22 protein-coding genes and 1 pseudogene are annotated in these 25,138 nt (G+C 60.9%); 9 read left to right on the plus strand and 14 right to left on the minus strand.

Features of this window, described 5'->3' with window-relative positions:
• Positions 1 to 16: 16 nt before the first annotated feature.
• Positions 17 to 1,048 (minus strand): D-cysteine desulfhydrase family protein, encoded by a 1,032-nt coding sequence (locus tag J2Y86_RS01485; protein WP_253427575.1) that lies wholly within the window; start codon positions 1,046 to 1,048, stop codon positions 17 to 19.
• 82 nt (positions 1,049 to 1,130) lie between these two features.
• Positions 1,131 to 2,270: a cytochrome P450 gene (locus J2Y86_RS01490; RefSeq protein WP_253427576.1), complete on the minus strand. Its 1,140-nt coding sequence runs from the start codon at positions 2,268 to 2,270 to the stop codon at positions 1,131 to 1,133.
• 82 nt (positions 2,271 to 2,352) lie between these two features.
• On the opposite strand from J2Y86_RS01490, the gene J2Y86_RS01495 reads away from it, so the two are divergent.
• The 3 genes from J2Y86_RS01495 to J2Y86_RS01505 all read left to right on the plus strand — a co-directional run bounded on the left by J2Y86_RS01495 (position 2,353) and on the right by J2Y86_RS01505 (position 5,248).
• Positions 2,353 to 3,108 carry an ArsR/SmtB family transcription factor gene (locus tag J2Y86_RS01495; RefSeq protein ID WP_253427577.1) on the plus strand — a complete coding sequence of 252 codons (756 nt, stop codon included), beginning with the start codon at positions 2,353 to 2,355 and terminating at the stop codon, positions 3,106 to 3,108.
• Positions 3,109 to 3,188: 80 nt separating this feature from the next.
• A complete protein-coding gene (locus J2Y86_RS01500; protein ID WP_253427578.1) occupies positions 3,189 to 4,409 on the plus strand; it encodes a putative DNA modification/repair radical SAM protein in 1,221 nt (406 codons plus the stop codon).
• Positions 4,406 to 5,248, plus strand: coding sequence for a TIGR03915 family putative DNA repair protein (locus tag J2Y86_RS01505; RefSeq protein WP_253427579.1), 843 nt, complete (start codon positions 4,406 to 4,408; stop codon positions 5,246 to 5,248). The genes J2Y86_RS01500 and J2Y86_RS01505 overlap by 4 nt, the downstream gene beginning before the upstream one ends.
• A 53-nt stretch (positions 5,249 to 5,301) precedes the next feature.
• Here J2Y86_RS01505 and J2Y86_RS01510 read toward each other — a convergent pair whose 3' ends face one another.
• The 5 genes from J2Y86_RS01510 to J2Y86_RS01530 form a co-directional block, all read right to left on the minus strand.
• Positions 5,302 to 6,321, minus strand: coding sequence for a branched-chain amino acid aminotransferase (locus J2Y86_RS01510; protein ID WP_253427580.1), 1,020 nt, complete (start codon positions 6,319 to 6,321; stop codon positions 5,302 to 5,304).
• A 269-nt stretch (positions 6,322 to 6,590) separates the two neighbouring features.
• Positions 6,591 to 7,973 (minus strand): dihydrolipoyl dehydrogenase, encoded by a 1,383-nt coding sequence (lpdA, locus tag J2Y86_RS01515; protein WP_253427581.1) that lies wholly within the window; start codon positions 7,971 to 7,973, stop codon positions 6,591 to 6,593.
• A gap of 3 nt (positions 7,974 to 7,976) precedes the next feature.
• Positions 7,977 to 9,248 (minus strand): dihydrolipoamide acetyltransferase family protein, encoded by a 1,272-nt coding sequence (locus J2Y86_RS01520; protein WP_253427583.1) that lies wholly within the window; start codon positions 9,246 to 9,248, stop codon positions 7,977 to 7,979.
• Entirely contained in the window at positions 9,249 to 10,307 is a 1,059-nt protein-coding gene (locus J2Y86_RS01525) for an alpha-ketoacid dehydrogenase subunit beta (protein ID WP_253427585.1), read from the minus strand.
• Position 10,308: 1 nt separating this feature from the next.
• Entirely contained in the window at positions 10,309 to 11,544 is a 1,236-nt protein-coding gene (locus J2Y86_RS01530) for a 3-methyl-2-oxobutanoate dehydrogenase (2-methylpropanoyl-transferring) subunit alpha (RefSeq protein WP_253427586.1), read from the minus strand.
• A 185-nt stretch (positions 11,545 to 11,729) separates the two neighbouring features.
• Between J2Y86_RS01530 and bkdR the strand changes: the two genes are divergently transcribed.
• Positions 11,730 to 12,215, plus strand: coding sequence for a Bkd operon transcriptional regulator BkdR (gene bkdR / locus J2Y86_RS01535; RefSeq protein WP_253427588.1), 486 nt, complete (start codon positions 11,730 to 11,732; stop codon positions 12,213 to 12,215).
• 107 nt (positions 12,216 to 12,322) lie between these two features.
• Here the strand turns inward: bkdR and J2Y86_RS01540 are convergent, their stop codons facing one another.
• Positions 12,323 to 13,186, minus strand: coding sequence for an MBL fold metallo-hydrolase (locus tag J2Y86_RS01540; protein ID WP_253427591.1), 864 nt, complete (start codon positions 13,184 to 13,186; stop codon positions 12,323 to 12,325).
• A gap of 153 nt (positions 13,187 to 13,339) precedes the next feature.
• Here J2Y86_RS01540 and J2Y86_RS01545 point away from each other — a divergent pair, with 153 nt between their 5' ends.
• The 4 genes and pseudogenes from J2Y86_RS01545 to nahK all read left to right on the plus strand — a co-directional run bounded on the left by J2Y86_RS01545 (position 13,340) and on the right by nahK (position 19,497).
• Entirely contained in the window at positions 13,340 to 14,146 is an 807-nt protein-coding gene (locus J2Y86_RS01545; protein ID WP_253427593.1) for a sulfite exporter TauE/SafE family protein, read from the plus strand.
• 175 nt (positions 14,147 to 14,321) lie between these two features.
• Positions 14,322 to 15,505, plus strand: a pseudogene (locus tag J2Y86_RS01550) (porin).
• A gap of 265 nt (positions 15,506 to 15,770) precedes the next feature.
• Complete coding sequence (gene nosP / locus J2Y86_RS01555; protein WP_253427595.1) at positions 15,771 to 16,934, plus strand: nitric oxide-sensing protein NosP; 1,164 nt, start codon at positions 15,771 to 15,773, stop codon at positions 16,932 to 16,934.
• Complete coding sequence (nahK, locus tag J2Y86_RS01560) at positions 16,903 to 19,497, plus strand: hybrid sensor histidine kinase/response regulator NahK/ErcS' (protein ID WP_253440068.1); 2,595 nt, start codon at positions 16,903 to 16,905, stop codon at positions 19,495 to 19,497. The genes nosP and nahK overlap by 32 nt, the downstream gene beginning before the upstream one ends.
• A 138-nt stretch (positions 19,498 to 19,635) precedes the next feature.
• Here the strand turns inward: nahK and J2Y86_RS01565 are convergent, their stop codons facing one another.
• From J2Y86_RS01565 to J2Y86_RS01590, 6 genes are all read right to left on the minus strand, one after another.
• Positions 19,636 to 20,301 carry a response regulator transcription factor gene (locus J2Y86_RS01565; protein ID WP_017339466.1) on the minus strand — a complete coding sequence of 222 codons (666 nt, stop codon included), beginning with the start codon at positions 20,299 to 20,301 and terminating at the stop codon, positions 19,636 to 19,638.
• Positions 20,302 to 20,357: 56 nt separating this feature from the next.
• The gene (locus J2Y86_RS01570) at positions 20,358 to 20,915 is read right to left on the minus strand and encodes a PQQ-dependent catabolism-associated CXXCW motif protein (protein ID WP_253427597.1); all 558 of its coding nucleotides are present in this window, start codon (positions 20,913 to 20,915) and stop codon (positions 20,358 to 20,360) included.
• Positions 20,916 to 21,171: 256 nt separating this feature from the next.
• The gene (locus J2Y86_RS01575; RefSeq protein WP_253427599.1) at positions 21,172 to 21,963 is read right to left on the minus strand and encodes an ABC transporter permease; all 792 of its coding nucleotides are present in this window, start codon (positions 21,961 to 21,963) and stop codon (positions 21,172 to 21,174) included.
• On the minus strand, positions 21,960 to 22,691 hold the full coding sequence (locus J2Y86_RS01580) for an ABC transporter ATP-binding protein (RefSeq protein WP_253427601.1): 732 nt from the start codon (positions 22,689 to 22,691) through the stop codon (positions 21,960 to 21,962). The genes J2Y86_RS01575 and J2Y86_RS01580 overlap by 4 nt, the downstream gene beginning before the upstream one ends.
• Positions 22,688 to 23,647 carry a YVTN family beta-propeller repeat protein gene (locus J2Y86_RS01585; protein WP_253427603.1) on the minus strand — a complete coding sequence of 320 codons (960 nt, stop codon included), beginning with the start codon at positions 23,645 to 23,647 and terminating at the stop codon, positions 22,688 to 22,690. The genes J2Y86_RS01580 and J2Y86_RS01585 overlap by 4 nt, the downstream gene beginning before the upstream one ends.
• A 26-nt stretch (positions 23,648 to 23,673) precedes the next feature.
• Positions 23,674 to 24,858 (minus strand): ABC transporter substrate-binding protein, encoded by a 1,185-nt coding sequence (locus J2Y86_RS01590; protein WP_253427605.1) that lies wholly within the window; start codon positions 24,856 to 24,858, stop codon positions 23,674 to 23,676.
• Between the two features lie 157 nt (positions 24,859 to 25,015).
• Between J2Y86_RS01590 and J2Y86_RS30150 the strand changes: the two genes are divergently transcribed.
• On the plus strand, positions 25,016 to 25,138 hold the full coding sequence (locus J2Y86_RS30150) for a hypothetical protein (protein ID WP_255326110.1): 123 nt from the start codon (positions 25,016 to 25,018) through the stop codon (positions 25,136 to 25,138).

Genomic DNA, 25,138 nt, shown 5'->3' on the forward strand with positions numbered 1-25,138 from the left:
GTTTGAGAATCGGTTTTTAATCCTGAAACGTTTCGCGGTAGGCATACAACCCTGGCGTCCCGCCGGTCATCACGAACAGCACGTTGTCGCCGTCGCGGAAACGACCTTGCTGCAGATCGGCCACCAGGCCGGCAAACGCTTTGCCGGAGTACACCGGGTCGATCAACAGACCTTCCGCGCGAGCCATCAGGCGTACGGCGTCTCGCATGGCGGGAGTCGGCAGGCCGTATCCCTCGCCCAACTGACTGCCGTCGATCACGATGTCCTCGGACCTTACGAGGGCGTTGCTGCCCAGTAACGTCACGATGTCCTGCGTCAATTTCAGCGTTCTCGTCGCTGATGAGTCCCGATCCGATAGCACCGACCAGGATTTGACGATCGATGCGCCTCGGCCCAGCAACTGGAACCCGGCGGCAAGTCCGGCATGGGTCCCGGCGCTGCCGTTGGGCACGACAACCTGATGGAATGAGAGCCCAAGTTCGGCTTCCTGCTGTGCGATTTCCGCCGCGCAGCGCGCATAGCCGAGGCTGCCCAGCGGTGTTGACCCGCCCATGGAAATCACCAGCACCTTGCGCCCTGCGTCCCGCAATTGTGCGGCCCGGGCCTCGGCCCTCGCGAGCGAATCGGTGCCTGCGGCAAACACCTGCAGATCGGCACCAAACAGTTGATCGAGCAGCACGTTGCCGTTGAGTTCGTAATCCACCTCGGACTTGGGCACCGAGCGGGTGAGGATCAATTCACAGTCGATGCTCAGGCGTGCACAGACCGCTGCGGTCAGCCGCGCATGGTTGGACTGGACGCCGCCCACGGTGATGACCGTATCGACGCCGGCCTGCTGCGCGGCGCCGATGTGGAATTCGAGTTTGCGCAGTTTGTTGCCGCCACCGCCCAGCAACATATGATCGTCGCGCTTGAGAAACAGGCGGATTCCGCGGGGCACCAGGCCCAGTAGCTGTTCGAGACGTTCGGCGCGCTGAATGGGCGTCGGGCCTTGCAGGAGGTCTGCTCGCGCAAAAGCACTCAGGGATTTGTCCAGTTGGGTTTGCATCGATGGCGCCTCGCTGACTGTTATCCAACTGACTCTAGGGAGAAAGTCCTCCGTGATAAACGCATCGCCAGTCATTTCACCTTTAACCTGATGTAACTAATAGGGTGTCCTGCGAGAACAACGGAATCCGGCCGTTGAGGGAAGGGCGGTAGTGCCAGGTCAATCGGTCCAGTGCGGGTTTCAACGCCAGAATCCGCGTCAACGTGGCGCTGGCGATGTTCAGGGCCAGCCTCTGGCCCGGACATTGATGACGGCCTGCACCGAAAGTGAAACTTTGACGCTGCGCACGTTCGAGCATGAAAGTGTCAGGCTGGTCATTGAGCTGCGGGTCACGATTGGCCGAGGCCAGCAGCACAAGAATCACATCGCCGGGCTGCAGGCTCACACCCTCGATTTCACAGGGGGCGGCTACGAACCGGCGGGTGTTCTGCACCGATGGATCGAAGCGCTGGGTTTCAGCCACCAGATCGTCGATGTTGATCGAATCGTTCAGCCACCGCGGGTTTTGAATCAACGCCAGCAACGCGTTGCCGATCATTCCGGCGGTGGCCTCATAGGTCTGGGAGAGCAGGCCGATGAGATTGGCGATCATTGCATCGCTGTCGGAGGAGGTCGCGGCAAACCGCTGGCGGATACCGGCGAGCAGGGCGCTTTGATTGTCCGGGTCATCCAGCAACTCAATGAAATAGCCGCTCAACTGTTCCGCCGCCGCATGGGCCGCATCCAGTTGCGCCTGATCGCTGAGGGGCGACAGGCATGCGACGAAATCTGCGGTCAGTTCACTGACGGCCCGACCCTGCGCCGGCGTGAACCCCAGCAGTGCCGCCACCACGCAAACCGGGCCACGGAACATCGCCTTGTACAGCCCATCGGCGTCCGGGCTGACCCATCGCGCGCCGACCAGCGCAGTGATCTCATCTTCATCAATCATCGTCAGCCCTGGTTGAATGGCGGACCTCGGGCAGCGCTGGCGTTCGCCTTCATTCATTCGCATCAATTGCCGGAAGACCTTGCCGGCCATGCCGCTGGCAATCGCCTTGGGTACGGGCTCATGAGTCGGCCGCACGTGACACTCCGCATGCGCCAGCACCGCAGCGACAGCCTTGGCGCTGCTGGCGACCCACAGTTGCAGTCCTTCGTGAAAAACCAGCCCACCCTGCGCACGCAACTGCGCGTAATAAGGATAAGGATCGGCATGAGTCGCAGCGATGATCGGGTCCATGGGTCGCAGCCTTGTTCGTGGTTGAAAAAGTGTTGCTACTATCTTCAGTCCGAAAGGCCCTTGATTCGTCCGGGAACGAAATATGAACGTAGAACAGCACGACGTCGGCGTTTCTCAAGTGGCCGCCGCGATTGCGGAACCGGCCCGCACCAGAATCCTCTGCTCATTGATGGACGGCCACGCCCGCACCAGCACCGAGCTGGCGGCGATTGCCGAGGTCAGTGCTTCCACTGCCAGCGCGCACCTGGCCAAACTCAAGGAACTAGCGCTGGTGCGCCTGCACGTTCAGGGGCGCCATCGCTATTACAGCCTGGCGGACAAGCGCGTGGCCCAGGCGCTGGAAGCGTTGATGGTGATCGGCCAGAACCCCGCGCCGACCTTCAACCCGCGCACGCCAGACCGCCTGCAATTTGCCCGTACGTGCTACGACCATATGGCCGGCACACTGGCTGTATTGCTGCATGACCGAATGCTGGAAAAAGGCTGGTTGCTGGAGTCCGATGAGCAGGCTTATCGGCTGAGCGACAGTGGCGAAGCGTTGTTTGCAGGACTGGGCATTGAGATCAACGACCTGAACACCTTGCGGCGGCGGTTCGCCTGTCCCTGCCTGGATTGGAGCATGCGCCGGCCGCACTTGGGCGGTTCGCTGGGGGCGGCGTTGCTGCAAACGGCGATCAAGCGCAAGTGGGTGACGCAGGACCTGGACAGTCGGGCGCTGGCGGTGACGGCGTTGGGGCGCAGGGAAATCGGCGCCCGGTTCGACTTGAAGTTGCCGACGCCAGACGTTCAGCAACGCCGTGAACAACGCGAGCCTTTGCCGACTCATGAATTGATCTGACCCGATCAAGGGTCGTTTGATGACTTGTGCGCACGGGGTCGACCCTATACTGTATATCCGAACAGTATAAGGCCCCGCCCATGGAACTCATCGACAAGCTCGGCATTCTCGCCGATGCCGCCAAGTACGACGCATCCTGTGCCAGCAGCGGTGCGCCGAAGCGCAGCTCTGAAGGCAAGAGCGGGTTGGGCTCGACCGATGGCATGGGCATCTGCCACAGCTACACGCCGGACGGGCGCTGTGTGTCGTTGCTGAAGGTGCTGTTGACCAATTTCTGTCTCTATGACTGCCAGTACTGCGTCAATCGCCGCTCCAGCGACGTGCCTCGCGCACGCTTCACCCCGGAAGAAGTGGTGACGCTGACCCTGGATTTCTACCGGCGTAATTGCGTCAGCGGGCTGTTTCTCAGTTCCGGGATCATTCGCTCGGCGGACTACACCATGGAGCAGTTAATCCGTGTTGCGAAGTTGTTGCGCGAAGTCCATGAATTCAGAGGATATATTCACCTCAAGACCATTCCCGAAGCCGATCCGGCGCTGATCGAGGAAGCGGGGCGCTATGCCGATCGCCTGAGCGTCAACATCGAATTGCCCACCGATGCCAGCCTGCAAACCCTCGCCCCGGAGAAACAGCTCGGCTCGATCAAGCAAGCCATGCAGACCATCTACACCGGCGAGCAAACCGTCCTCAATGAGCCGCGTGCGCCGAAATTCGCCCCGGCCGGGCAGAGCACACAGATGATCGTTGGCGCCGATGACACCGACGACAGCACCATTCTCCACAGTGCGCAGACGCTTTACGGCAACTACCGATTGCGCCGGGTCTATTACTCGGCGTTCAGCCCGATCCCGAACAGCCCCAAGAGTGTGCCCCTGGCAGCGCCGCCGTTGATGCGTGAGCATCGCTTGTATCAGGCGGATTTCCTGTTACGCAGTTACGGTTTCACCGCTGGCGAATTGTTCAAAGGCCCGGGGCACCTGGCGTTGGACATCGACCCGAAACTGGCGTGGGCGTTGGAAAATCGAGACGTTTTCCCGCTGGACCTCAATCGCGCCGAGGCGTCGTTGATCGCCCGTATTCCCGGTATCGGCCTGCGCACCACCGAGCGCTTGGTGGAACTGCGTCAACAACGACGTATTCGCTATGAGGACCTGGCCCGAATGCGCTGCGTACTGGCCAAGGCCAAACCGTTTTTCATCACCAGTGACTACCACCCGCAGCAGGCCGAGGTCACCAGTCATCTGCTGTACCAGCAATTGCGTGACCGGCCGCAACCGCAGCAAATGGGGTTGTGGGGATGATCAATCTGGATTGCGACGACCTGTTCGACATCTGGCGCCAGCAGGCACGCTGGCTGCTGAGTCACGAGGTTGATCCCAGTCGGGTAAGTTGGGCCAGTGAAGGCGTGGCCGATCTGTTTGCCAGCGACGAATCGCTGCCTGAAACACAGGGGCCATTTCAGGCGCGAATCCCGCGGACGTTGCTCGACACCCTTGAGCGCGCGGCCCGTTATCGCGGCGATCAGCGCTGGAGTTTGTTGTACGAGGTGTTGTGGCGTGTCAGCCATGGAGATCGCACCGCGATGATGGCGGGCGATCAGCTTGGCAGTGAATTACAGAGAAGAATCAAACAGATACAGCGTGAATCTCATCATTTACATGCATTCGTGCGGTTTGTCGCGCTGCCGGAAAGCGAGGGGCCGCACTTCGCTGCCTGGTACGAGCCGGCCCACGACATCCTGCACAGCGCCAGCGAACACTTCATCGGCCGAATGGGCCGCCATCGCTGGTTGATCGCTACACCCCGGGACGGGGTTTACTACGATGGCGAGCAGTTGATTCACCATCGCCAGTGCCCGGTTGAATGGCAGCAACTGGCGCAGAACATCGATGATCCCCATGGCGATATGTGGTTGACCTACTACAGCCATATCTTCAATCCGGCACGGCTGAACCCGAAAGTCATGCAGGGGCATTTACCGGCGCGATTCTGGAAGAACCTGCCTGAAGGTGCGCTGATTCCGGGGTTGATCACTCAGGCCCGGACCGGCAAGCAACAGGATGGACAGGCCAGCGGGATCAGGGGCAGGGAGGGCAAGCGCATCGTTCTGGCAGATGCCGAGCGCAAGCAAGGCTCATAAAAAAGCCCCCCATCGCCAAGGCAATGGAGGGCTTCGATGCCGCGGATGTCAGATCAAACCTTGACGATCCAGCCTGCTGGCGCTTCGATCTCGCCAGTCTGTACGCCCGTCAGCTCTTTGTAGAGCTTCTGGGTGACCGGGCCGACTTCGGTTTCGCTGTGGAACACATGCAGGTGATCGTTGTAGCTGATGCCGCCGATCGGGGTGATCACGGCTGCAGTGCCGCAAGCGCCGGCTTCTTTGAAGTCGGACAGCTTGTCGATGAACACATCACCTTCAACCACTTCCAGGCCCAGACGTGTCTTGGCCAGTTCGATCAACGACAGGCGGGTGATGCCCGGCAGCACCGACGGCGAGTTCGGGGTCACGAACTTGTTGTCGTGGGTGATCCCGAAGAAGTTGGCCGAACCGACTTCTTCGATCTTGGTGTGGGTCATCGGGTCCAGGTAAATGCAGTCGGCGAAATGCGCTTTCTTGGCCTGGGAACCTGGCATCAGGCTGGCGGCGTAGTTGCCACCGACCTTGGCTGCGCCGGTGCCTTGTGGCGCGGCACGGTCGTAGCTGGAGATCAGGAAGTTGTGCGGGGTCAGGCCACCCTTGAAGTAAGCGCCGACCGGGATGCAGAAGATCGAGAAGATGAACTCGGGTGCGGTACGCACGCCGATGTTGTCACCCACGCCGATCACGAACGGACGCAGGTACAGCGCGCCGCCGGTGCCGTAAGGCGGGATGAAACGCTCGTTGGCACGAACCACTTCCTTGCACGCTTCGATGAACTGCTCGGTGGACACCAGCGGCATCAGCAGGCGCGCGCAGCTGCGTTGCATGCGTGCGGCGTTCTGGTCCGGGCGGAACAGGTTGATCGAGCCGTCCTTGCAACGGTAGGCCTTCAGGCCTTCGAAGCACTGCTGGCCATAGTGAAGGGCAGTGGAGCCTTCGCTGATGTGCAGCACGTTGTCTTCGGTCAGGGTGCCTTTGTCCCACTCGCCATTACGCCAGTGCGACAGATAGCGCTTGTCTGTCTTGATGTAGTCAAAACCCAGCTTGTCCCAATTGATGCTTTCGTTACCCATGACACCCTCTATCACTGAACAACCGCCGAAACGGTTCAAGGCTTCTGACGTTTTTTGGATGGGGACAACAATACTTCATTCCGGACCCATTTCGCAGCCCGGACTATCGGGTGATTGGCATATAAATGCTGTCGCCCTTGAGAATTCGCGAGCAAGCCCGCTCCCACATTGATCTCTGTTTGCCCTGGAGCCTGCAAACACCGCAGATCCAGTGTGGGAGCGGGCTTGCTCGCGAAGGGGCCGTCACTATCGCGATCAATCTCCCGGAATCACATATGCAGTGCATGCCCCAAAGCACGCAACGCCGCTTCCTGCACCGCTTCACCCAAGGTCGGATGCGCGTGAATCGTGCCGGCGATGTCTTCCAGCCGGGCGCCCATTTCCAGGCTCTGGCCAAACGCGGTCGACAACTCCGAAACACCCACGCCAACAGCCTGCCAGCCAACAATCACATGATTGTCCCGACGAGCGACGACCCGCACGAAGCCGCTTTTCGACTCCAGCGTCATCGCCCGGCCATTGGCCGCGAACGGAAAGCTCGAGACGATGCAGTCCAGACCCGCCGCCTTGACGTCGTCCGGGGTCTTGCCGGCCACCACCAGTTCCGGGTCGGTGAAACACACGGCGGCGATAGCGGTCGGGTTGAATTCGCGGGTCTTGCCGCTGATCAACTCGGCGACCATCTCGCCCTGAGCCATGGCCCTGTGCGCAAGCATCGGTTCGCCGCTCAGGTCGCCGATGGCGTAGACGTTACGCATACTGGTCTGGCAACGGTTGTCGATCTTGATCGCCGGGCCGTTCATGTCCAGATTCAGCGCTTCGAGGTTCCAGCCCTGGGTGTTCGGTTTGCGACCGACGGCCACCAGCACCTGATCCGTTTCCAGATTCAGGGTATCGCCACCCGGTTCCAGAACTTGCAGTGTATTACTAGAAGAATCAAAGCCTTGAACGCTGTGTTTCAAGTAAAGCTTCATGCCGAGTTTCTTCAGTTCATCATGAACAGGCTGGGTCAGTTCGGCGTCGTAGGCTGGCAGGATACGATCCTGCGCCTCGACCACGCTGACGTCGGCACCCAGTTTGCGATAGGCAATCCCCAGTTCCAGGCCGATGTAACCGCCACCGACCACGACCAGCCGTTTCGGCACCGACGTCGGCGCCAGGGCTTCGGTTGAGGAGATGATCGGTCCGCCAATCGGCAGCATCGGCAGGTTGACGCTTTTCGATCCGGTGGCGAGCACCAAGTGTTCGCACTGAATCCGCGTATCGCCGACTTCAACGGTCTTGCCGTCGATGACCTTGGCCCAGCCTTTGATTACCTGAATCTTGTGTTTCTTCATCAGCGCCGAAACGCCCGTGGTCAGGCGATCAACGATGCCGTCCTTCCATTCGACGCTTTTGCTGATGTCGAGGGTCGGTGCGGAAACGCTGATGCCCAATGCCGAGTGTTTGCTGTGTTGCTGAGTCTGATGGAACTGCTCGGCAACGTGGATCAACGCCTTCGACGGAATGCAGCCGATGTTCAGGCACGTACCGCCCAGGGATTCGCCTTCCACCAGAATGGTCGAAATGCCCAGTTGGCCAGCACGAATCGCCGTCACATAACCGCCAGGGCCGCCGCCGATGATCAGCAGTGTGGTGTTTAAAGATTGCATGCCTTACTCCACAAACAGGGTGGCGGGTTGTTCGAGCAGGCCACGAACGGCCTGGATGAATTGCGCCGCGTCCATGCCATCGACCACGCGGTGATCGAAGGAGCTGGAGAGGTTCATCATCTTGCGGATCACGATCTGGCCTTTGACCACCATCGGGCGTTCGACGATTTTGTTGACGCCGACGATGGCCACTTCCGGCAGGTTCAACACTGGCGTACTGACGATACCGCCCAGGGCACCAAGGCTGGTCAGGGTGATGCTCGAGCCGGACAGTTCATCGCGGGCGGCCTTGCCAGTGCGCGCGGCGGTGGCCAGCCGGGAGATTTCCTGAGCGTTGTCCCACAGACTGCGAGCCTCAGCGTGACGCACCACCGGCACCATCAAACCGATGTCGGCCTGGGTGGCAATGCCGACATGCACCGCGCCAAGACGGGTGATGACCTGGGCTTCGTCGTCGTAACGGGCGTTGATCTGCGGGAAGTCGCGCAGGGCGACGACCAGCGCGCGGACGAGGAACGGCAGCAGTGTCAGCTTGCCGCGGGTCGCGCCGTGTTTTTCGTTCAGGTGTGCGCGCAATTCTTCCACGGCAGTAACGTCGATTTCTTCGACATAGCTGAAGTGAGCAGCGCGTTGAGTGGCGTCCTGCATACGCTGGGCAATCTTGCGACGCATGCCGATGACCGGGATTTGTTCTTCGTCATTACGCTGTGCGTACGCGGCGGTGGTGGTCGATGCATTCGACTGACCTTGCGCCAGATAGGCGTCGAGGTCTTCGTGCAGCACGCGACCGGCAGGGCCGGTACCACGCACCAGGCGCAACTGGATGCCGAGATCGAGTGCATGTTTACGCACGGCCGGGGAGGCCAGCGGGCGTTCATCGGCCTCGCGAGCCACCATCGGGCCTTGGCATACGGCCGCTCGCGGTGCTGCAGCAGGGGCTGGTTTGCTTTCTGCAACGGCTTCGACTTTCGGCGCCAGTGCTTCTTTCACGGCAGCAACCACAGGCTGAGCCGACTCTTTAACGTTGCCCGCGCCTTCGACTTCGATGCTGATCAGGATACTGCCCACCGCCATGACTTCGCCGGGCACGCCGCCCAGCGCAATCACCTTGCCGTTCACCGGCGAAGGGATGTCGACCATCGCCTTGTCGGTCATCACATCGGCCAACACCTGATCTTCAACGACCATGTCGCCAACCTTGACGTGCCACACCGACAGTTCAACTTCTGCAATGCCTTCACCAATGTCCGGCATTTTAATAACGTGCGTGCCCATTCAGACCTCCATAACCCGATGCAAAGCCGCGCCCACACGGGTCGGGCCAGGGAAATACGCCCACTCTTGCGCGTGCGGGTAGGGGGTGTCCCAACCGGTGACGCGTTCGATCGGCGCTTCCAGGTAGTGGAAGCAATGCTCTTGCACCAACGCCGCCAGTTCGGCACCGAAACCGCAAGTGCGGGTCGCTTCGTGAACGATCACGCAGCGGCCGGTTTTCTTCACCGACTTGACGATGGTTTCCAGGTCCAGCGGCCACAGGCTGCGCAGGTCGATGACTTCAGCGTCGATCCCGGTTTCTTCAGCGGCGACTTGCGACACGTACACCGTGGTGCCGTAGGTCAGGATGGTCACGTCCTTACCGGGACGCGCGATGGCCGCAACGTCCAGCGGCACCGTGTAATAGCCGTCCGGAACTTGCGCGGACGGGTGCTTCGACCACGGAGTTACCGGACGGTCGTGGTGGCCGTCGAACGGGCCGTTGTACAGGCGTTTTGGCTCGAGGAAGATCACCGGGTCATCGTTTTCGATGGAGGCGATCAGCAAACCTTTGGCGTCATACGGGTTGGACGGCATGACCGTGCGCAAGCCGCAGACCTGGGTGAACATCGCCTCGATGCTCTGGCTGTGCGTCTGGCCACCGTAGATGCCGCCGCCGCAAGGCATGCGCAGGGTCATCGGTGCGGTGAACTCGCCGGCCGAGCGATAACGCAGGCGGGCGGCTTCGGAAATGATCTGGTCCGACGCCGGGTAGACGTAATCGGCGAACTGGATCTCGGCGACCGGGCGCAGACCGTAGGCGCCCATGCCCACGGCAACACCGACGATGCCGCTTTCGGAGATCGGTGCGTCGAACACCCGGGAGGTGCCGTACTTGTTCTGCAGGCCTTCGGTGCAGCGGAACACGCCGCCGAAATAACCCACGTCCTGGCCGAACACCACGACGTTGTCGTCACGCTCAAGCATCACATCCATGGCCGAGCGCAGGGCCTGGATCATGGTCATGGTGGTCGTGGTCATGGCGGTTTCCAACTCGATTTTATTGTTGTGATCGTTCATGTCAGATCCCCAACTCTTGACGCTGGCGCTTCAAGTGCTCCGGCATCTCTTTATAGACGTCTTCGAACATGGTCGCGGCGCTCGGAATCTGTCCGCCGGCGAGGGTGCCGTACTGCTCGGCTTCTTTCTGCGCGGCGATCACTTCAGCTTCCAGTTCGGCGCTGACGGCGACGTGTTCCTCTTCGGACCAGTGGCCGATTTTCACCAGATGCTGCTTGAGGCGAGCAATCGGGTCGCCCAACGGGAAGTAGCTCCAGTCGTCGGAAGGACGGTATTTGGACGGATCATCGGAAGTCGAGTGCGGGCCGGCGCGGTAGGTGACCCATTCGATCATGGTCGGGCCGAGGTTACGGCGGGCGCGTTCGGCGGCCCAGGCAGAGGCGGCGTAGACCGCGACAAAATCGTTGCCATCGACCCGCAGGGAGGCAATGCCGCAACCAACGCCACGACCGGCGAACGTGGTCGCTTCACCGCCGGCAATCGCCTGGAACGTGGAGATCGCCCATTGGTTGTTGACCACGTTGAGGATCACCGGCGCGCGGTAGACGTGGGCGAAGGTGAGGGCGGTGTGGAAGTCGGATTCAGCGGTGGCGCCGTCGCCGATCCAGGCCGAGGCGATTTTGGTGTCGCCCTTGATCGCCGAGGCCATGCCCCAACCCACGCCCTGTACGAATTGGGTCGCGAGGTTGCCGGAAATAGTGAAGAAACCGAAATCCTTGACCGAATACATGATCGGCAACTGACGGCCTTTGAGCGGATCGCGCTCGTTGGACAGCAGTTGGCAGATCAGATCCACCAGCGGCACTTCGCGTGCCATCAGGATGCTTTGCTGACGGTAGGTCGGAAAGCACATGTCATCGACGTTCAAGGCCAGGGCCTGGCCGCTGCCGATGGCCTCTTCGCCAAGGCTCTGCATGTAGAAGGACATTTTCTTCTGGCGCTGGGCGACGACCATGCGGTTGTCGTAGATCCGCGTCTTGAGCATGGCGCGCATGCCTTTACGCAGGATCTCGACCGGGACGCCTTCGGCCCATGGACCGAGAGCATTGCCCTCATCATCGAGCACGCGAATCAGGCCCTTGGCCAGGTCGGCCGTGTCGGCGGGTTCTACGTCAATGGCGGGTTTGCGCACCGTGCCGGCGTCGGTCAGACGCAGGTAGGAGAAGTCGGTTTTGCAGCCTGGGCGGCCCGAAGGTTCGGGAACGTGCAGGCGCAGCGGTTCGTACGCTTGGTTCATGGCTTCTACGCTCGATCTTGTGAATTTCTTGTAGTGAGCTGACCGTCATTCCTCTGTGGAGGAAATCTTGTCCTACAACAATCATAGGCCCGGCCAAGAAGAATATTTCTCTCTGTTTCGTTGCGCTCGAGATCATTTGAGGATAAAAAATCTGCATAAACATAAAAAACAGGTGGTTTTGTCTCATGCGCAAACTGGACCGTACCGACATCGGCATTCTCAACAGCCTTCAGGAGAACGCGCGCATCACCAATGCCGACCTCGCGCGCTCGGTGAACCTGTCGCCGACGCCGTGCTTCAACCGGGTCAAGGCAATGGAAGAATTGGGCCTGATTCGCGAGCAGGTGACGCTGCTGGATGCCGATCTGCTGGGGCTGCATGTGAACGTGTTCATTCACGTCAGCCTGGAAAAACAGGTGGAGGAGGCGTTGCACCATTTCGAAGAAGCGATCTCGGATCGCCCGGAAGTGATGGAGTGCTATTTGATGGCAGGGGATCCTGACTATCTGATCCGGGTGCTGGTACCGACCATTCAGTCGCTGGAACGCTTCATGATGGACTTCCTCACCAAGGTCCCCGGTGTGGCCAACATCCGTTCGAGCTTTGCGCTGAAGCAGGTGCGTTATAAAACCGCGCTGCCGTTGCCGGCGAATGGGTTGACCCTCGCATAACCGCCCTGGTCCCTGTAGGAGCGAGGCTTGCCCGCGAAGAGGCCGTCACATTCACCATTCATGTCGACTGGCGCACCGCTTTCGCGGGCAAGCCTCGCTCCTACAGGTTAGAGCTTGTTCAAAGGGATCTTCAGGTACGTCACGCCATTCTCTTCCGCCGGCGGCAAATTCCCCGCCCGCACGTTCACCTGAATCGCCGGCAGCAGCAACGTCGGCATGCCCAACCCCGCATCACGCTGGGTGCGCATCGCGACGAACGCCGCTTCATCGATTCCGTCGCGAACGTGGACGTTGCTTTTGCGCTGCTCGCCGACCGTTGCCATGCACCGGGGTTCGCGGCCTTCGGGCGGGTAATCGTGGCAGACGTAGAGGCTGACGCTAGCCGGAAAGGCCAGCAACTTCCGGATCGAGGCAAACAACTGACTGGCATCGCCGCCGGGGAAGTCGCAGCGCGCGGTGCCGACGTCGGGCATGAACAGCGTGTCGCCCACCAGAATCAGGTCGCCGCCGATCAAATAAGCCATGTCCGCCGGGGTATGACCGGGCACATGCAGGGCCGTGGCCTTGAGGTTACCGATCATGAACGATTCGTCCGGGGCGAACAGATGATCGAATTGCGAACCGTCTACCGCAAATTCCGGCTCAAGGTTGAACAGGTTTTTGAATACCCCCTGGACCTTGCTGATCGACTGGCCAATCGCAATCCTGCCGCCCAGTTCCCGGCGCAGATAAGGGGCGGCGGACAGGTGATCGGCATGGGCGTGGGTTTCCAGCAGCCATTGCACGTGCAGGTGGTGTTCGCGGACGAAGGCGATGATTTTATCCGCCTGGGTGGTGGCGGTGCGCCCGGCAGCCGGGTCGTAATCAAGCACCGGGTCGACGATCGCACACTGGCCGCCGTCGGCTTCGTAGATCACGTAACTGTAAGTCGACGAGGCAGGGTCGAGGAAGGCTTCAATCAAGGCGGGCATGGTGGCCGTTTCTTTTGGGACAGGCCTTGAGGGTAGTGTGATTTTCCCTGCGCTGACCAGCCCTACAACAATTCAATTGATGTAAAAAACCGTGCGGGCTCTATCCTGTCACTCATCGATACCGGGCGTACCCGGCTTTTGTCATGGGGTTCTATGTTGCTGGCTAGTTTTTTTGGTGTGGTCATGGGCCTGGTCCTCGGATTGACCGGTGCCGGTGGCGGCATTCTTGCTGTTCCGGCCCTGGTGCTGGGGTTGGGTTTGACCATGACGCAGGCGGCGCCCGTCGCCTTGTTTGCAGTGGGAAGCGCGGCGGCGGTCGGGGCGATTGACGGGTTGCGCCATGGCCTGGTGCGCTATCGCGCGGCGCTGCTGATTGCATTGCTGGGGGCGATCTTTTCACCGGTCGGCATCTACTTTGCCCATCAGTTGCCGGAAAAAATCCTGATGATTCTGTTCAGCCTGCTGATGGTCATGGTGGCCTGGCGAATGCTGCGCCGCGAGCGCCAGGACGAAGGCCCGAGTGATCACGGCCACGCCAACTGGGGCCAGAAAAACTGCATGCTCGATCAACAGACCGGTCGCTTTTCCTGGACCGCCAAATGCACTGCGACCCTGGCGGCACTCGGTGCGGTGACCGGCGTTGTTTCCGGGTTGCTCGGGGTCGGTGGCGGGTTCCTGATCGTCCCGGCGTTCAAACAACTGACCGATGTGCAGATGCGCGGGATCGTGGCGACGTCCCTGATGGTGATCAGCCTGATTTCCGCCATCGGCGTGATCGGTGCGTTTCAAGCCGGGGTGCGGATCGATGGGCTGGGCGTGTCGTTCATTGTCGCAAGTGTTGTCGGCATGATCATTGGCCGACAGCTTTGCGCCCGAGTCCCGGCCCGGGCCCTGCAGATCGGCTTCGCCAGCGTCTGCGTCGTGGTCGCTGCCTACATGCTGTTCAAAGCCGGCGTCTAGCCGTCTTACACCCTAAGTTCCGGGCCCTCGTCGTGGCCCGGTCTTACGTCGAACTTGCTGCACGCCACCCGCCACGCCAAAGCACTTCAAAACCACCTCCAAGGCAGCGTATGACGCCGCCGGTCTGCTTTCGATAATCGCCTCCGACATCCAGTCCCCCGCTGCGGAGCGCTTCATGCACAACAATAAGAATTTCAAGCATCGTTACTTGCCAGCCTTGATCGCCAGCCTGTCGACCCTCGGTTTGAGCTCGATGGCCGAAGCCGAGATCATGCTGTACGACAAGGACCAGACCACCTTTTCCACCGATGGCTACATCAACGCGTTTTATGTGAACAGCGATGTGGACCGTGCCGGTGATCAATACGATCGTCGACAGGCGCGGGTCAAAATGGGCTTCCTGCCCAACTACCTGGGCTTCAACATGGGCAAGCAGGTCGATGTCTGAAGCTCGGCGCCCGGGCGTCGTTCTGGGTGACGATCAACGACAGCGAAACCAACGGCACCGACACGGCCATCGATGTGCGGCAGTTCTACGGCACGGTGGCCAACCCGGAATGGGGCGAAGTGCTGATCGGCAAGGACTTCGGCCTGTTTGCCCGTTCCAACATCCTGCTGGATGAATTGCTCGCCGGTTACGGTCAGGTCAGCGATACCCTGGGGTTGGTGGATGGTGGCGGGGTGTCGTTCGGCAACATCGGCAGCGGTTATCCGTACCCGTTCCCGACCTCGCAGATTACCTACCGCACCCCGGTGATGGACGGCTTGCGGGTGGCGGTGGGGATCATGGACCCGGTGGACACCAACGACAGCAGTCCGACGGGCAAGGCCTATCAGGAGAATCCGCGGACCGAGAGCGAGATCACCTATCAGTTCGATGTTGCCGGGGCGAAGATTTACAGCTGGGTCAACGGCAGCTACCAGACCTCGGACAATACCGACGCTACGGTTCAATCCGTCACGTCCAAAGGTGTGGGTTACGGCGTTCAGGCGAAAATGGGCGGGTTGTCGCTGACCGGTTCCGGCTTTCAGGCCAAGGGCATCAACCCGTTCTTCACCAACAACGCTGGCGAACCGACTTTGCGCAACGTCGACAGCGACGGTTACCTGTTGCAGGGCTCCTACAAACTGGGGAAAAACCGCCTGGCCTTGTCCTACGGCAAGACCAAGGACGATGGCAACGGTGTGGTCGGCAGCGGCGCGGACTACGAGACTCGCGGCATTGCGCTGTTTCATGACGTCAACGACAACCTGAAGCTGGTGGCCGAGTACAACCAGTTCGAAATCAACGGCCACGACACCAGCGCGCAGAACGAAGACACCGACACCTTTGCAGTGGGGGCGGTGCTGACCTGGTAACCGCACTTAAATCACCTGTGGCGAGGGGACTTGTCCCCGTTGGGCCGCGCAGCGGACCCCTTTGGTTGCGCATCGACCGCAGGGGCCTGCTGCGCAGTCCAACGGGGCGATGCGGCGTTCCGACAAGTCCCCTCGCCACAAGGGTTCGAACTCACAATTGTACTCATCCCATCGAACCGCCTGACCGCTACCCAAGTAGCATACGTAGCAGCCCATAGCCTTCGTACACTCCAACCTCATACATGCGCACCTGCGGGAGGCGACGATGCAGCAGGTTCAGAGCGAAGGTGTCGTCAGTGCAATGTCCCAGTCGACCGATGCCGAACAGGTGGCTCAGGAACTGGCGCGGCAGCTATTGCATCCGCATTTGGGGTTCGTGTTGTTTTTCTGTTCCGCCGAGTACGACTTGCAGGCGCTGGGTCAGGCCTTGCAACAAAGCTTCGGCGGCATTCGCCTGGTCGGCTGCACCAGCGCGGGCGAAATCACCCCGTTGGGCTACGGTCGCAACTGCGTGACGGCAGTCGGTTTCGACCATCGGCATTTTTCCATCGACGCCGAACTGATCGACGAGATGGAGCGATTCAGCCTGATTGACGCTCAGCAAATGGTCGAGCGTCTGGTCAGTGGCTGTCGCAGCAACACCCTGGCGCCGATCAAGGGCAACAGCTTTGCCCTGACCCTGCTTGACGGTTTATCCAGTCGTGAAGAAATGGTCCTCGCGGCGCTGAGCGCGGCATTGGGCGACATCCCGCATTTCGGCGGTTCGGCCGGCGACGACAATTACCTGACCCATACCCACGTCTATTTCAATGGCGAGTTCCACAGCGGCGCGGCGGTGGTGGTGCTGGTCAACACCTGGCTGGATTTCGAAGTCTTCACCACCCACCACATCCTGCCGCGGGCGGAAAAACTGGTCGTCACCGGGGCCGACAGCGCTTCGCGCCGGGTTTTCGAACTGAATGCCGAACCCGCCGCCGAGGAGTACGCCCGGCACATCGGCGTGCCCGTGGCTGAGCTCGATCACCGGGTCTTCGCCGCACACCCGCTAGCGGTGCGGATCAACGATCAGTACTACGTACGGGCGATCCAGCAGGTGCATCCGGACCTGAGCCTGAGTTTCTACTGTGCGGTGGAAAACGGCATCGTCCTCACGGTCATGACGCCCGGCCCGATGCTGCCGAACCTGCAGAATCTGTTCGAGGGCTTGCAGGAACGTCTCGGTGACCTGTTGCTGACCATCGGCTGCGATTGTTTTCTCAGGCGCCTGGAACTGGAGGACGGCGGCAGCCTGGAGCAGATCGGTACGTTTTTGCGAGACCAGCGGGTGATGGGTTTCAACACCTACGGAGAACAGTTCAATGGCATGCACATCAACCAGACCTTCACCGGGGTTGCCATTGCCCGAGGCCGGTCCCCTGGACATCGTTGAGCTTCAGGCCCAAGTCGCCAGCCTGCGACACGAAAACCAGAAACTGCAGCGCATCAATGGCGCGCTGATCGAACGGATCGAATCCGGTATCACCCGCGGCAACGATCCCTACGCGGCGTTCCAGCATTCGGTGGTGCTGGCCGAACAGGTGCGTGAGCGCACCGACGCCTTGAACCAGGCCATGGCCGAACTCAAGTCGGGCAATCATTTGCTCAGCGAAGCGCGCTTGCGTGCAGAAACCGCGCATCAACATCTGATCGATGCCATCGAGAGCATTTCCGACGCTTTTGTACTGTTCGATGCCGACCAGCGAATCGTGCTGTTCAACAGCCGCTTCAAGGCGTTCTGGGGCAACAGTCGGGTGCGGATCAACGCCGGCATGCGCCTGGCCGAAGTCAAGCGGCTGATGATCGCCACCGGGCTGTTCACCGAAGAACCGCGCGGTCAGGCCGACGAAAACCTGTTGTTTCGCCTGCAGAACGGTCGCTGGCTGCAAGTCAGCGAACGGCCGACGCAAGAGGGCGGGCGGGTGATCCTGTTCACCGACATCACCGACGTCAAACTCAGCGAGACGGTGCGCCGCGAGCAGGCGGTGGCGCAGAAATCCCATTTGCTGCAACGGGCGGTCGACAACCTGTCCCAGGGCGTGGCGATGGTCAATGCCGAAGGCATACTGGAATTGTGGAACCGGCGTTTTCTCGAGCTCAGCGGCCTTGCACCCGTGGCGGCGCACCGGCCGTTCGCTGAAGTGATCGCCGACAGCGAGTTGAACCTGCTGACCCCCGCCAGCCGCGACGGCAACGGGCGCCCGGTGCAGGAATGCGAGCAGCGTCTTTACGATGGTCGGGTCCTGGAAATTCGCACGCATCCGTTGCCCACCGGCGGCTTCGTCAACACCTTCACCGACATCACCGAGCGCTACCAGCACGCCGAAGCGCTGAGCGAAAGCGAGCGCTGGATTCGCCTGATCACCGACCACGTACCGGCGCTGATCGCCTACCTCAATGCCGATCTGGTCTACGAGTTCACCAACAAGGTTTATGAAGAATGGTACTGCTGGCCTCGCGGCGTGATGCTCGGGCAGAGCCTGCGCGAGGTGCACAGCGAGCAACACTATCAGCGGCTGGAGGCCTACGTGGCCCGGGCATTGGCCGGTGAAAGCGTGACGTTCGAGTTTGCCGAAACCAACATCAATAATCAGGAGCGCTACATGCTGCGCTCCTATGTGCCGAATCGGCTGGCCACCGGGGAGGTGGTGGGGATTTTCGTATTGATCCGCGACATCACCGAGCGCCGCCGCACCGCCGAGGCACTGCACCAGGCGTATCAAAACCTTGAGCTGCGGGTCCGTGAGCGTACGGCGGAGCTGACCACTCTCAATGAGCAGCTGCTGCGCGAGATCGATGAACGCCGGCGCGTGGAATCACGCCTGCGCGAAGCCAAGCTCGACGCCGAACAGGCCAACCTGTCGAAGACCAAATTTCTTGCCGCCGTCAGCCATGACTTGTTGCAGCCACTGAATGCCGCGCGGCTGTTTACCAGTGCCTTGCTCGAACGCCGGGAACCGGTGGCCAACGAGATTCTGGTGCGCAATGTCAGTAATTCCCTGGAAGACGTGGAAAACCTGCTGGGCACCCTGGTGGATATTTCCAAACTCGATGCCGGGGTGATCAAGGCTGACATTGCGCCGTTCGCGTTGAGCGAACTGCTGGAAAACCTCGCCGCCGAGTACACCCAGGTGGCACGCAGCGAAGGGCTTGAGTTGCACTTCATCGGGTGTTCGGCGCTGGTGCGCAGCGACATTCAATTGCTCGCGCGGATCCTGCGCAACCTGTTGAGCAACGCGATTCGCTATACCTACGGCGGCCGGGTGGTGCTCGGTTGCCGGCGTCATCATCAACGCCTGTCGATCGAGGTCTGGGACAGCGGCATGGGCATTGCGGACAACCGCCTGGAAGAGATTTTCCAGGAGTTCAAGCGCGGTGATGTGCAGCGTCCGGACCAGGACCGCGGCCTGGGCCTCGGGCTGGCGATTGTCGAGAAAATTGCCGGGATTCTCGGGCACCGTATTCACGTGCGTTCGTGGCCGGGCAAGGGCTCGATGTTTTCCGTCGAAGTGCCGCTGAGCGCGACGGCACCCAAGGCACTGCCGAGCCTGCTGATGAGTGAGCCGATGCTCGAGCGTCTGCGCGGCGCGCGGGTGTGGGTGCTGGACAACGACGCGGCGATTTGTGCCGGCATGCGTACGTTGCTGGAAGGTTGGGGGTGCCTGGTGGTGACGGCGCTGTCGGAGCAGGACCTGGCGCGGCAAGTGGACAACTATCACGCCGAAGCGGATTTGCTGATTGCCGATTATCACCTGGATGACGAGCAGAACGGTGTGGATGCGGTGGCCCGGATCAACGCCCGGCGCGGTTCAGCCATTCCGGCGATGATGATCACCGCCAACTACAGCAATGAGCTCAAAGTGCAGATTCGTGAGTTGGGGCACACCTTGATGCACAAACCGGTGCGGCCGATGAAGCTGAAGACGGCGATGAGTCACCTGCTCGGAAGGCCTTGAGTCTTGCGGTGAATTCAAAGGCCCCATCGCGGGCAAGCCCGCTCCCACAGGGTTTGTGTTGGAACATAGTTTGTTTGAACACTGCAAAACCTGTGGGAGCGGGCTTGCCCGCGATGGGGGCGACTCGGTGTACCAGAATCAACGCCGCAGATAAGAGCCGAAATCAATATCCCCGGCACTCAGGATCGCCTGCACCCGGTTGTGCACGTTGAGTTTGCGCAGGATCGCCGAAACGTGGGCCTTGACCGTGGTTTCGGCGATTTCCAGGGTGTAGGCGATCTGTTTGTTCGACTCGCCTTTGGTCATGCGTTCCAGCACCAGCAACTGCTTGCGCGTCAGGGCCTGGAGCAGTTCCGGCGGGAAACTCGGGTTATCGTTCATCCGGCGGTGGGTGCCGCTTTTTTGCGTGCGGATGATGTCCGGCGGCAGGTAGACGTTGCCGTTGAGAATCTGCTGGATCGCCTCGGTCATTTGCACCCGCGGCGAGGATTTGGTGATGAAACCCACCGCACCATAGGTGATGGCTTGCAGCACGATCTGTTTGTCCTGCTCGGCGGAGACGATCACCACCGGGATGGTCGGCGCCTCGTTGCGCAGGTTGATCAGGCCATTGAGGCCGTGCATCCCCGGCATGTTCAGGTCGAGCAGGATCAGGTCCAGGTCGTCATGTTCCTGAGTCAGCGCCAGGGCGCTGTCGAGGTCAGCGGTTTCCATGACCTCGCTGCCCGGGAAACCATCGCTGATGACGTTATGAATAGCTTCGCGAAACAGCGGGTGATCGTCGGCAATCAGAATTTTGTACATAGCCTTTCACCTCATTATTTTGATTATGGTGTGGCAACAACACGCACGCGTAAAGGTCAGGGAAAGGGTTCGGGCCGGGCGGGCGTCACGGGCAGGTTCGCCGCTTGCCAGGCATCCAGGCCGTCGCGATACCAATACAGAGTCTTATAGCCCATGGCGGCGGCGCGCTTCACCGCGTTCCAGCTCAACCAGCAATCGGAGCGGCAGTAGAAGACCAGCGGTTGCGCAAGATCGCCCGCGGTCAATGCGTTCAGGTTACGCGCAAAATAGCCCTGCCAGTCGGGCGTCAGGTCGCCATCGCCGGTATTGGCCAGCCAATGACTGCCGGGCAGGTTCTCATGGGGCTCGTCTTCGATGAAGCGCCCTTGCAGCCATTGACGGCGATACACGTCGATCAGCACCGGACGGGGTGTCTGGCTGAGCAGGGTTTGCAGGGCCGGCGTATCGATGATGGACGCGCCTTGCAGTTGATTCGGGGTCGGACTGCGGTAGAGGCCGATGCGATAGCCTTCGGCGGAGAACAGCGGTGTGTCAGCGTGTGCGACGCCCAGCAGCAGGCTCAGCGAAAACACGGCGAGGGAAGGGCGCAGCAGAACACGTCGGGCACGCGGCATGGGTTGAGTCCTTATAGTTATGAGCCCATTACATGCCAGTCTCGGTGCGTTGGGAATGCGACGATAGACAGGAAAACCAGTACTAAAGTAGTAATTTTGTTTGTTTTACGGGTGCTGCGTCCTACACCTGTCTTGTATTCAACGACGATCCCCTGTGGGAGCGGGCTTGCTCGCGAAGGCGTAGTTTCAGGCAACATCTTTGTCGACTGGGCGGCCGCTTTCGCGAGCAAGCCCGCTCCCACAGGGGGATGGGTGGTTAGTTAGCTTTGCGCAAGGCGGCGTGTTGCGGGTTGAAGGTAAGCACGGCGAGCAGGGCAAACAGCAATGTCAGCCCCGCACATACCCCCAGCGCCAACGGATTAAAACGTTCATACAGCGCAAACCGCACCAGCTCCACCGCATGGGTAAACGGGTTCAACGCACACAACCAGAACAACCACTCGCTGGACTCGCGCATCTTCCACAGCGGATACAACGCCGAGGACAGGAAGAACAACGGGAAGATCACGAAATTCATCACCCCGGCGAAGTTTTCCAGCTGACGGATGGCATTCGACAGCAACAGGCCCAGCGCGCTGAGCATCAACGCCACCAGCAACAACGCCGGCAAGGCGATCAACAGTCCCATGGCCGGTGGTTGCACGCCGTACACCCAGGCAATCGCCAGAAAGGCATACACCTGCAACAGCGAAATCAACGACGTTGCCAACAGTTTGCTGCACAGCAGAAAGGTCCGGGGCAGGGGGCTGGTCAGCAACACGCGCATGCTGCCCATTTCCCGGTCGTAGACCATCGACAATGAACCTTGCATGCCATTGAACAGCAGAATCATGCAGGCCAGGCCAGGGATGATGTAGACCTCATAAGGGATGTACGTGTCGTAGGGCTCGATAATGGCAATGCCCAGGGCCGCACGAAAACCGGCTGCGAACACCAGTAGCCACAGCAACGGCCGGACAAGTGCACTGAGAAACCGCGTGCGTTGCAACACAAAACGCAGCCATTCGCGCAGCACGATGCCGCTGAAACATTGCCAGTAAGCATTCATCGGGTGGCTCCAGAGGTCGTCAGGCGAGCGAAGGCGCAACCGAGGTCGCCACCGTGTTCGAGGCTCAGGGCGTCGGCTTGTCCACTGGCGACCAGATGCCCTTGATGAAGAATCAGCAAATCATCGCTGGGCTGCACTTCATCCAGTAAATGGGTGGTCCAGAGCACACTGATGTGTTGCTCGCGGCACAAATTGCGGATTCGTTGATTGAGCGCCAGGCGACTGGCCGGGTCGAGGCCGACGCTCGCCTCGTCGAGCAGCAGCAGGCGGGGCTCATGCAGCAGCGCGCGGGCGATTTCCACCCGGCGACGATGTCCGCCATTCAGTTCGCGCACTCGCTCGCGCCGGCGTTCGGTCAGCGTTTGCCGCGCCAGTTCGGCGTCGACCCGCAGGCTGGTCTGGCGCCGCGACATCCCATGCAGCGCGGCGTGATACCGCAGGTTCTGCTCGACGCTGAGGTCCAGGTCCAGGGTGCTTTGCTGGAACACCACACCCAATTGCCTCAGCGCCGGGCGCGGCGCATTACGCAGCGAACAGCCGCCGACGCGGATATCGCCACGCTGCAAATCGTAGAGCCGGGTAAGCAGCGCGATCAGGGTCGATTTTCCTGCACCGTTGGGCCCCAGCAGCGCCGCGAAACGCCCCGGCTCCAGGCAGAAACTTACCTGGCGCAACGCCTCTCGCGTGCCGTAGGCAAAGCTCAGGTCGCTGACTTCCAGTGCGTTCATGGCGTCACCACCACGCCCCACGGATAGCGCCCGACCTTCACCGATTTGGTGACTTTGAGGCTGTCGACATCGATCACCGACACGTCTCCGCTGACACCATTGGTCGCCAGCAATTGCTTCTGATCCAGGGTAAACGCCATCTGCCAGACACGTCGGCCGACCAGCAGGTAGTCGAGGATTTCGAAGGTTTTGGCATCGATCACCGCCACATGATTGGCCGGGCCGAGCGCGACGAAACCATACTTGCCGTCGGCGCTGAGTTTGATGCCCACCGGCTGCACCTTGTCCGGGTGTACGCCTTTGATCTGGAAGGTCAGGGTCTTGAGCACCTGGCGGGTCGCGACGTCGAGAATGGTCACCGTGCCGCCGATTTCCGCCGAGGCCCAGAGCTTCGAACCATCAGGCGCGAACTCGACAAAACGCGGTCGCTGGTCCACCAGCGTGCTGTCGGCCAGGGTCTGGGTGCTGGTGTCGATCCAGTGCAGCATGTTCGTGGTTTCACTGGTGTTCACTGCCCATTTGCCGTCGGGGCTGACGGCCATGCCTTCGGGTTCGACGCCGACGTTGATCTGGCTCAGCACCTTGGAGGTTTCGGTGTCGATCACCGTCACCAGCGCATCGTCCTCGTTGGAAACGTAGAGCCAGCGATTGTTCGGGTGCAGGGCGAATTGCTCGGGGTCCTTGCCCGAAGGCAGTTCCTTGATGATCTTGCGCGTGGCGACGTCCATCACCTGCACCCGGTCCGAATCACTGGCGCAGATGTACAGCAGCTTGCTGTCGTGGGACAGCAACAGACCGCGAGGGCGCTGGCCGACGGGCAGGGTGTCGGTGACTTGCAAGGTCTGCAGGTCGATCAGGCTGAGGCTGTTGTCTTTCTCGTTCGAGACCCAGGCGGTGCTGGCCGCGGCGTGCCCGGCAGCGAGCAGCAGGGCGCATGAGAGCAGGGTGCGGCGCATGGCAGATTCCTTATTGTTGTGGAATATCAGGGAAAGCGGCAGCTGACCTCGGGCTTGTCGTAACCGAGGCTGTCCATTTCGTTGAAAGGGTGCAGAAAGCCGTCCTGCGGCGAGGTACTGACCAGCGCCCGCGGCTGGACGATGGGGATCGGTTGGCGCAACTGGCCGTTCCACGGGCGATAACTGAGCTTGCGACCCTTGAAGCCATCGAGTGGCAATTGATCGCTGATTTCCAGCGTACGGATCGCCATCGGGTCGGTCTGACGCAGTTTGCTCACGGCGCTGGCGATGCTGCGCACGGCCATCCACGCGGCAAAGTCGCGGTCGTTCATCCGGCGTCCGGCCATGGCTTCGAAGCGTTTTTGCAATTGTGCGGCGCCGTAGGTTTCCACGGTCTTGTGCCAACCCACCGGGGTCAGGCCCTGAGTGCCGGCCACCGGGCGCGGATACCAGGTCTGGTAGGGCACGTATTCGCCAAAGTCTCCGCGTTCATCGGCCACCAGCACCACGTCGTACTCGGCGGTCTGGGTGAACAGCGGCATGTCGGCCTGGGCGCTGCGGCGCTGGTCGTTATCGAAACTCCAGGTTTTTTCCGCGACCAGTTGCACGCCGAAGCGCTTCGCCGCGCGGCGCAGGGCGGCGGCATAGGCTTGATCGTCAGCGGTCGGGCCGACGATCAACAGCGCCCGCTGCCATTTGCGCACCACCAGAAACTGCGCCAGTGCATCGGCCAGCATCGCCCGGCTCGGCAGCGTGTGCAGCACGTTCGGCAAGCAGTCGGTGGTGCGCAGGCTGTCATCCGGGCTGCCAGCGTTGAACAGCAAACTGTCAGGCAGGGCGGCGCTGAGTTGGCGCAGGCTGGCCACTGGCGCGTTCACCACGAACAGGCGCAGACCTTGCGCGTGTTGAGCCTTGGCCGCTTCAAGCAAGGCCTCCGGACTGTCGGCGTTGACGCTGGCCAGGCTGTAACTGTGATTGAGAAAACGCCCGGTGCTGTTGCTGTCGGTGATCGCCAGTTCAGCGCCCCGCAGCCCGGCATCGACCGGTTCAGGAATCACGTTGGACAGTAGCGGTCCCGGGTCAGGGCGATAACCCAGGTAGCCGATCTGCACCTGCAGCGGTGCGTCGGCCGCCTGACTTTGGGTCGCCAGCCCCGCGGCGCAGGCAATCGCCAACAGGTAGGTCAGGGCGTAAGGGGCGAGCTGGCGCATAAGGCACTCCATGACGGTTAGCGCCAGCATAGGAAGCCTGAGGGCAGGATGAAATATGCAGAAAGTACCAGTGAGGCAGTACCAAGGTAGTAACTCGCCGAGGGCGGCGCGGTTTTAGCATGGACAACAACGGCCATCACTCTGGAGGAGATCGACCATGCGTATTCTCAAAGCGCTGCTCCTGCCCTTGCTGCTGATCCTGAGTCTGATCGGCGTCGACAAGCTCCACGGCCCGCGCCCCGCGTTGCTGCCGGTCTTACCCGCGACACCGGGGCGCTAG

Source organism: Pseudomonas migulae (assembly GCF_024169315.1).
GTDB classification, from domain to species: Bacteria; Pseudomonadota; Gammaproteobacteria; order Pseudomonadales; family Pseudomonadaceae; genus Aquipseudomonas; species Aquipseudomonas migulae_B.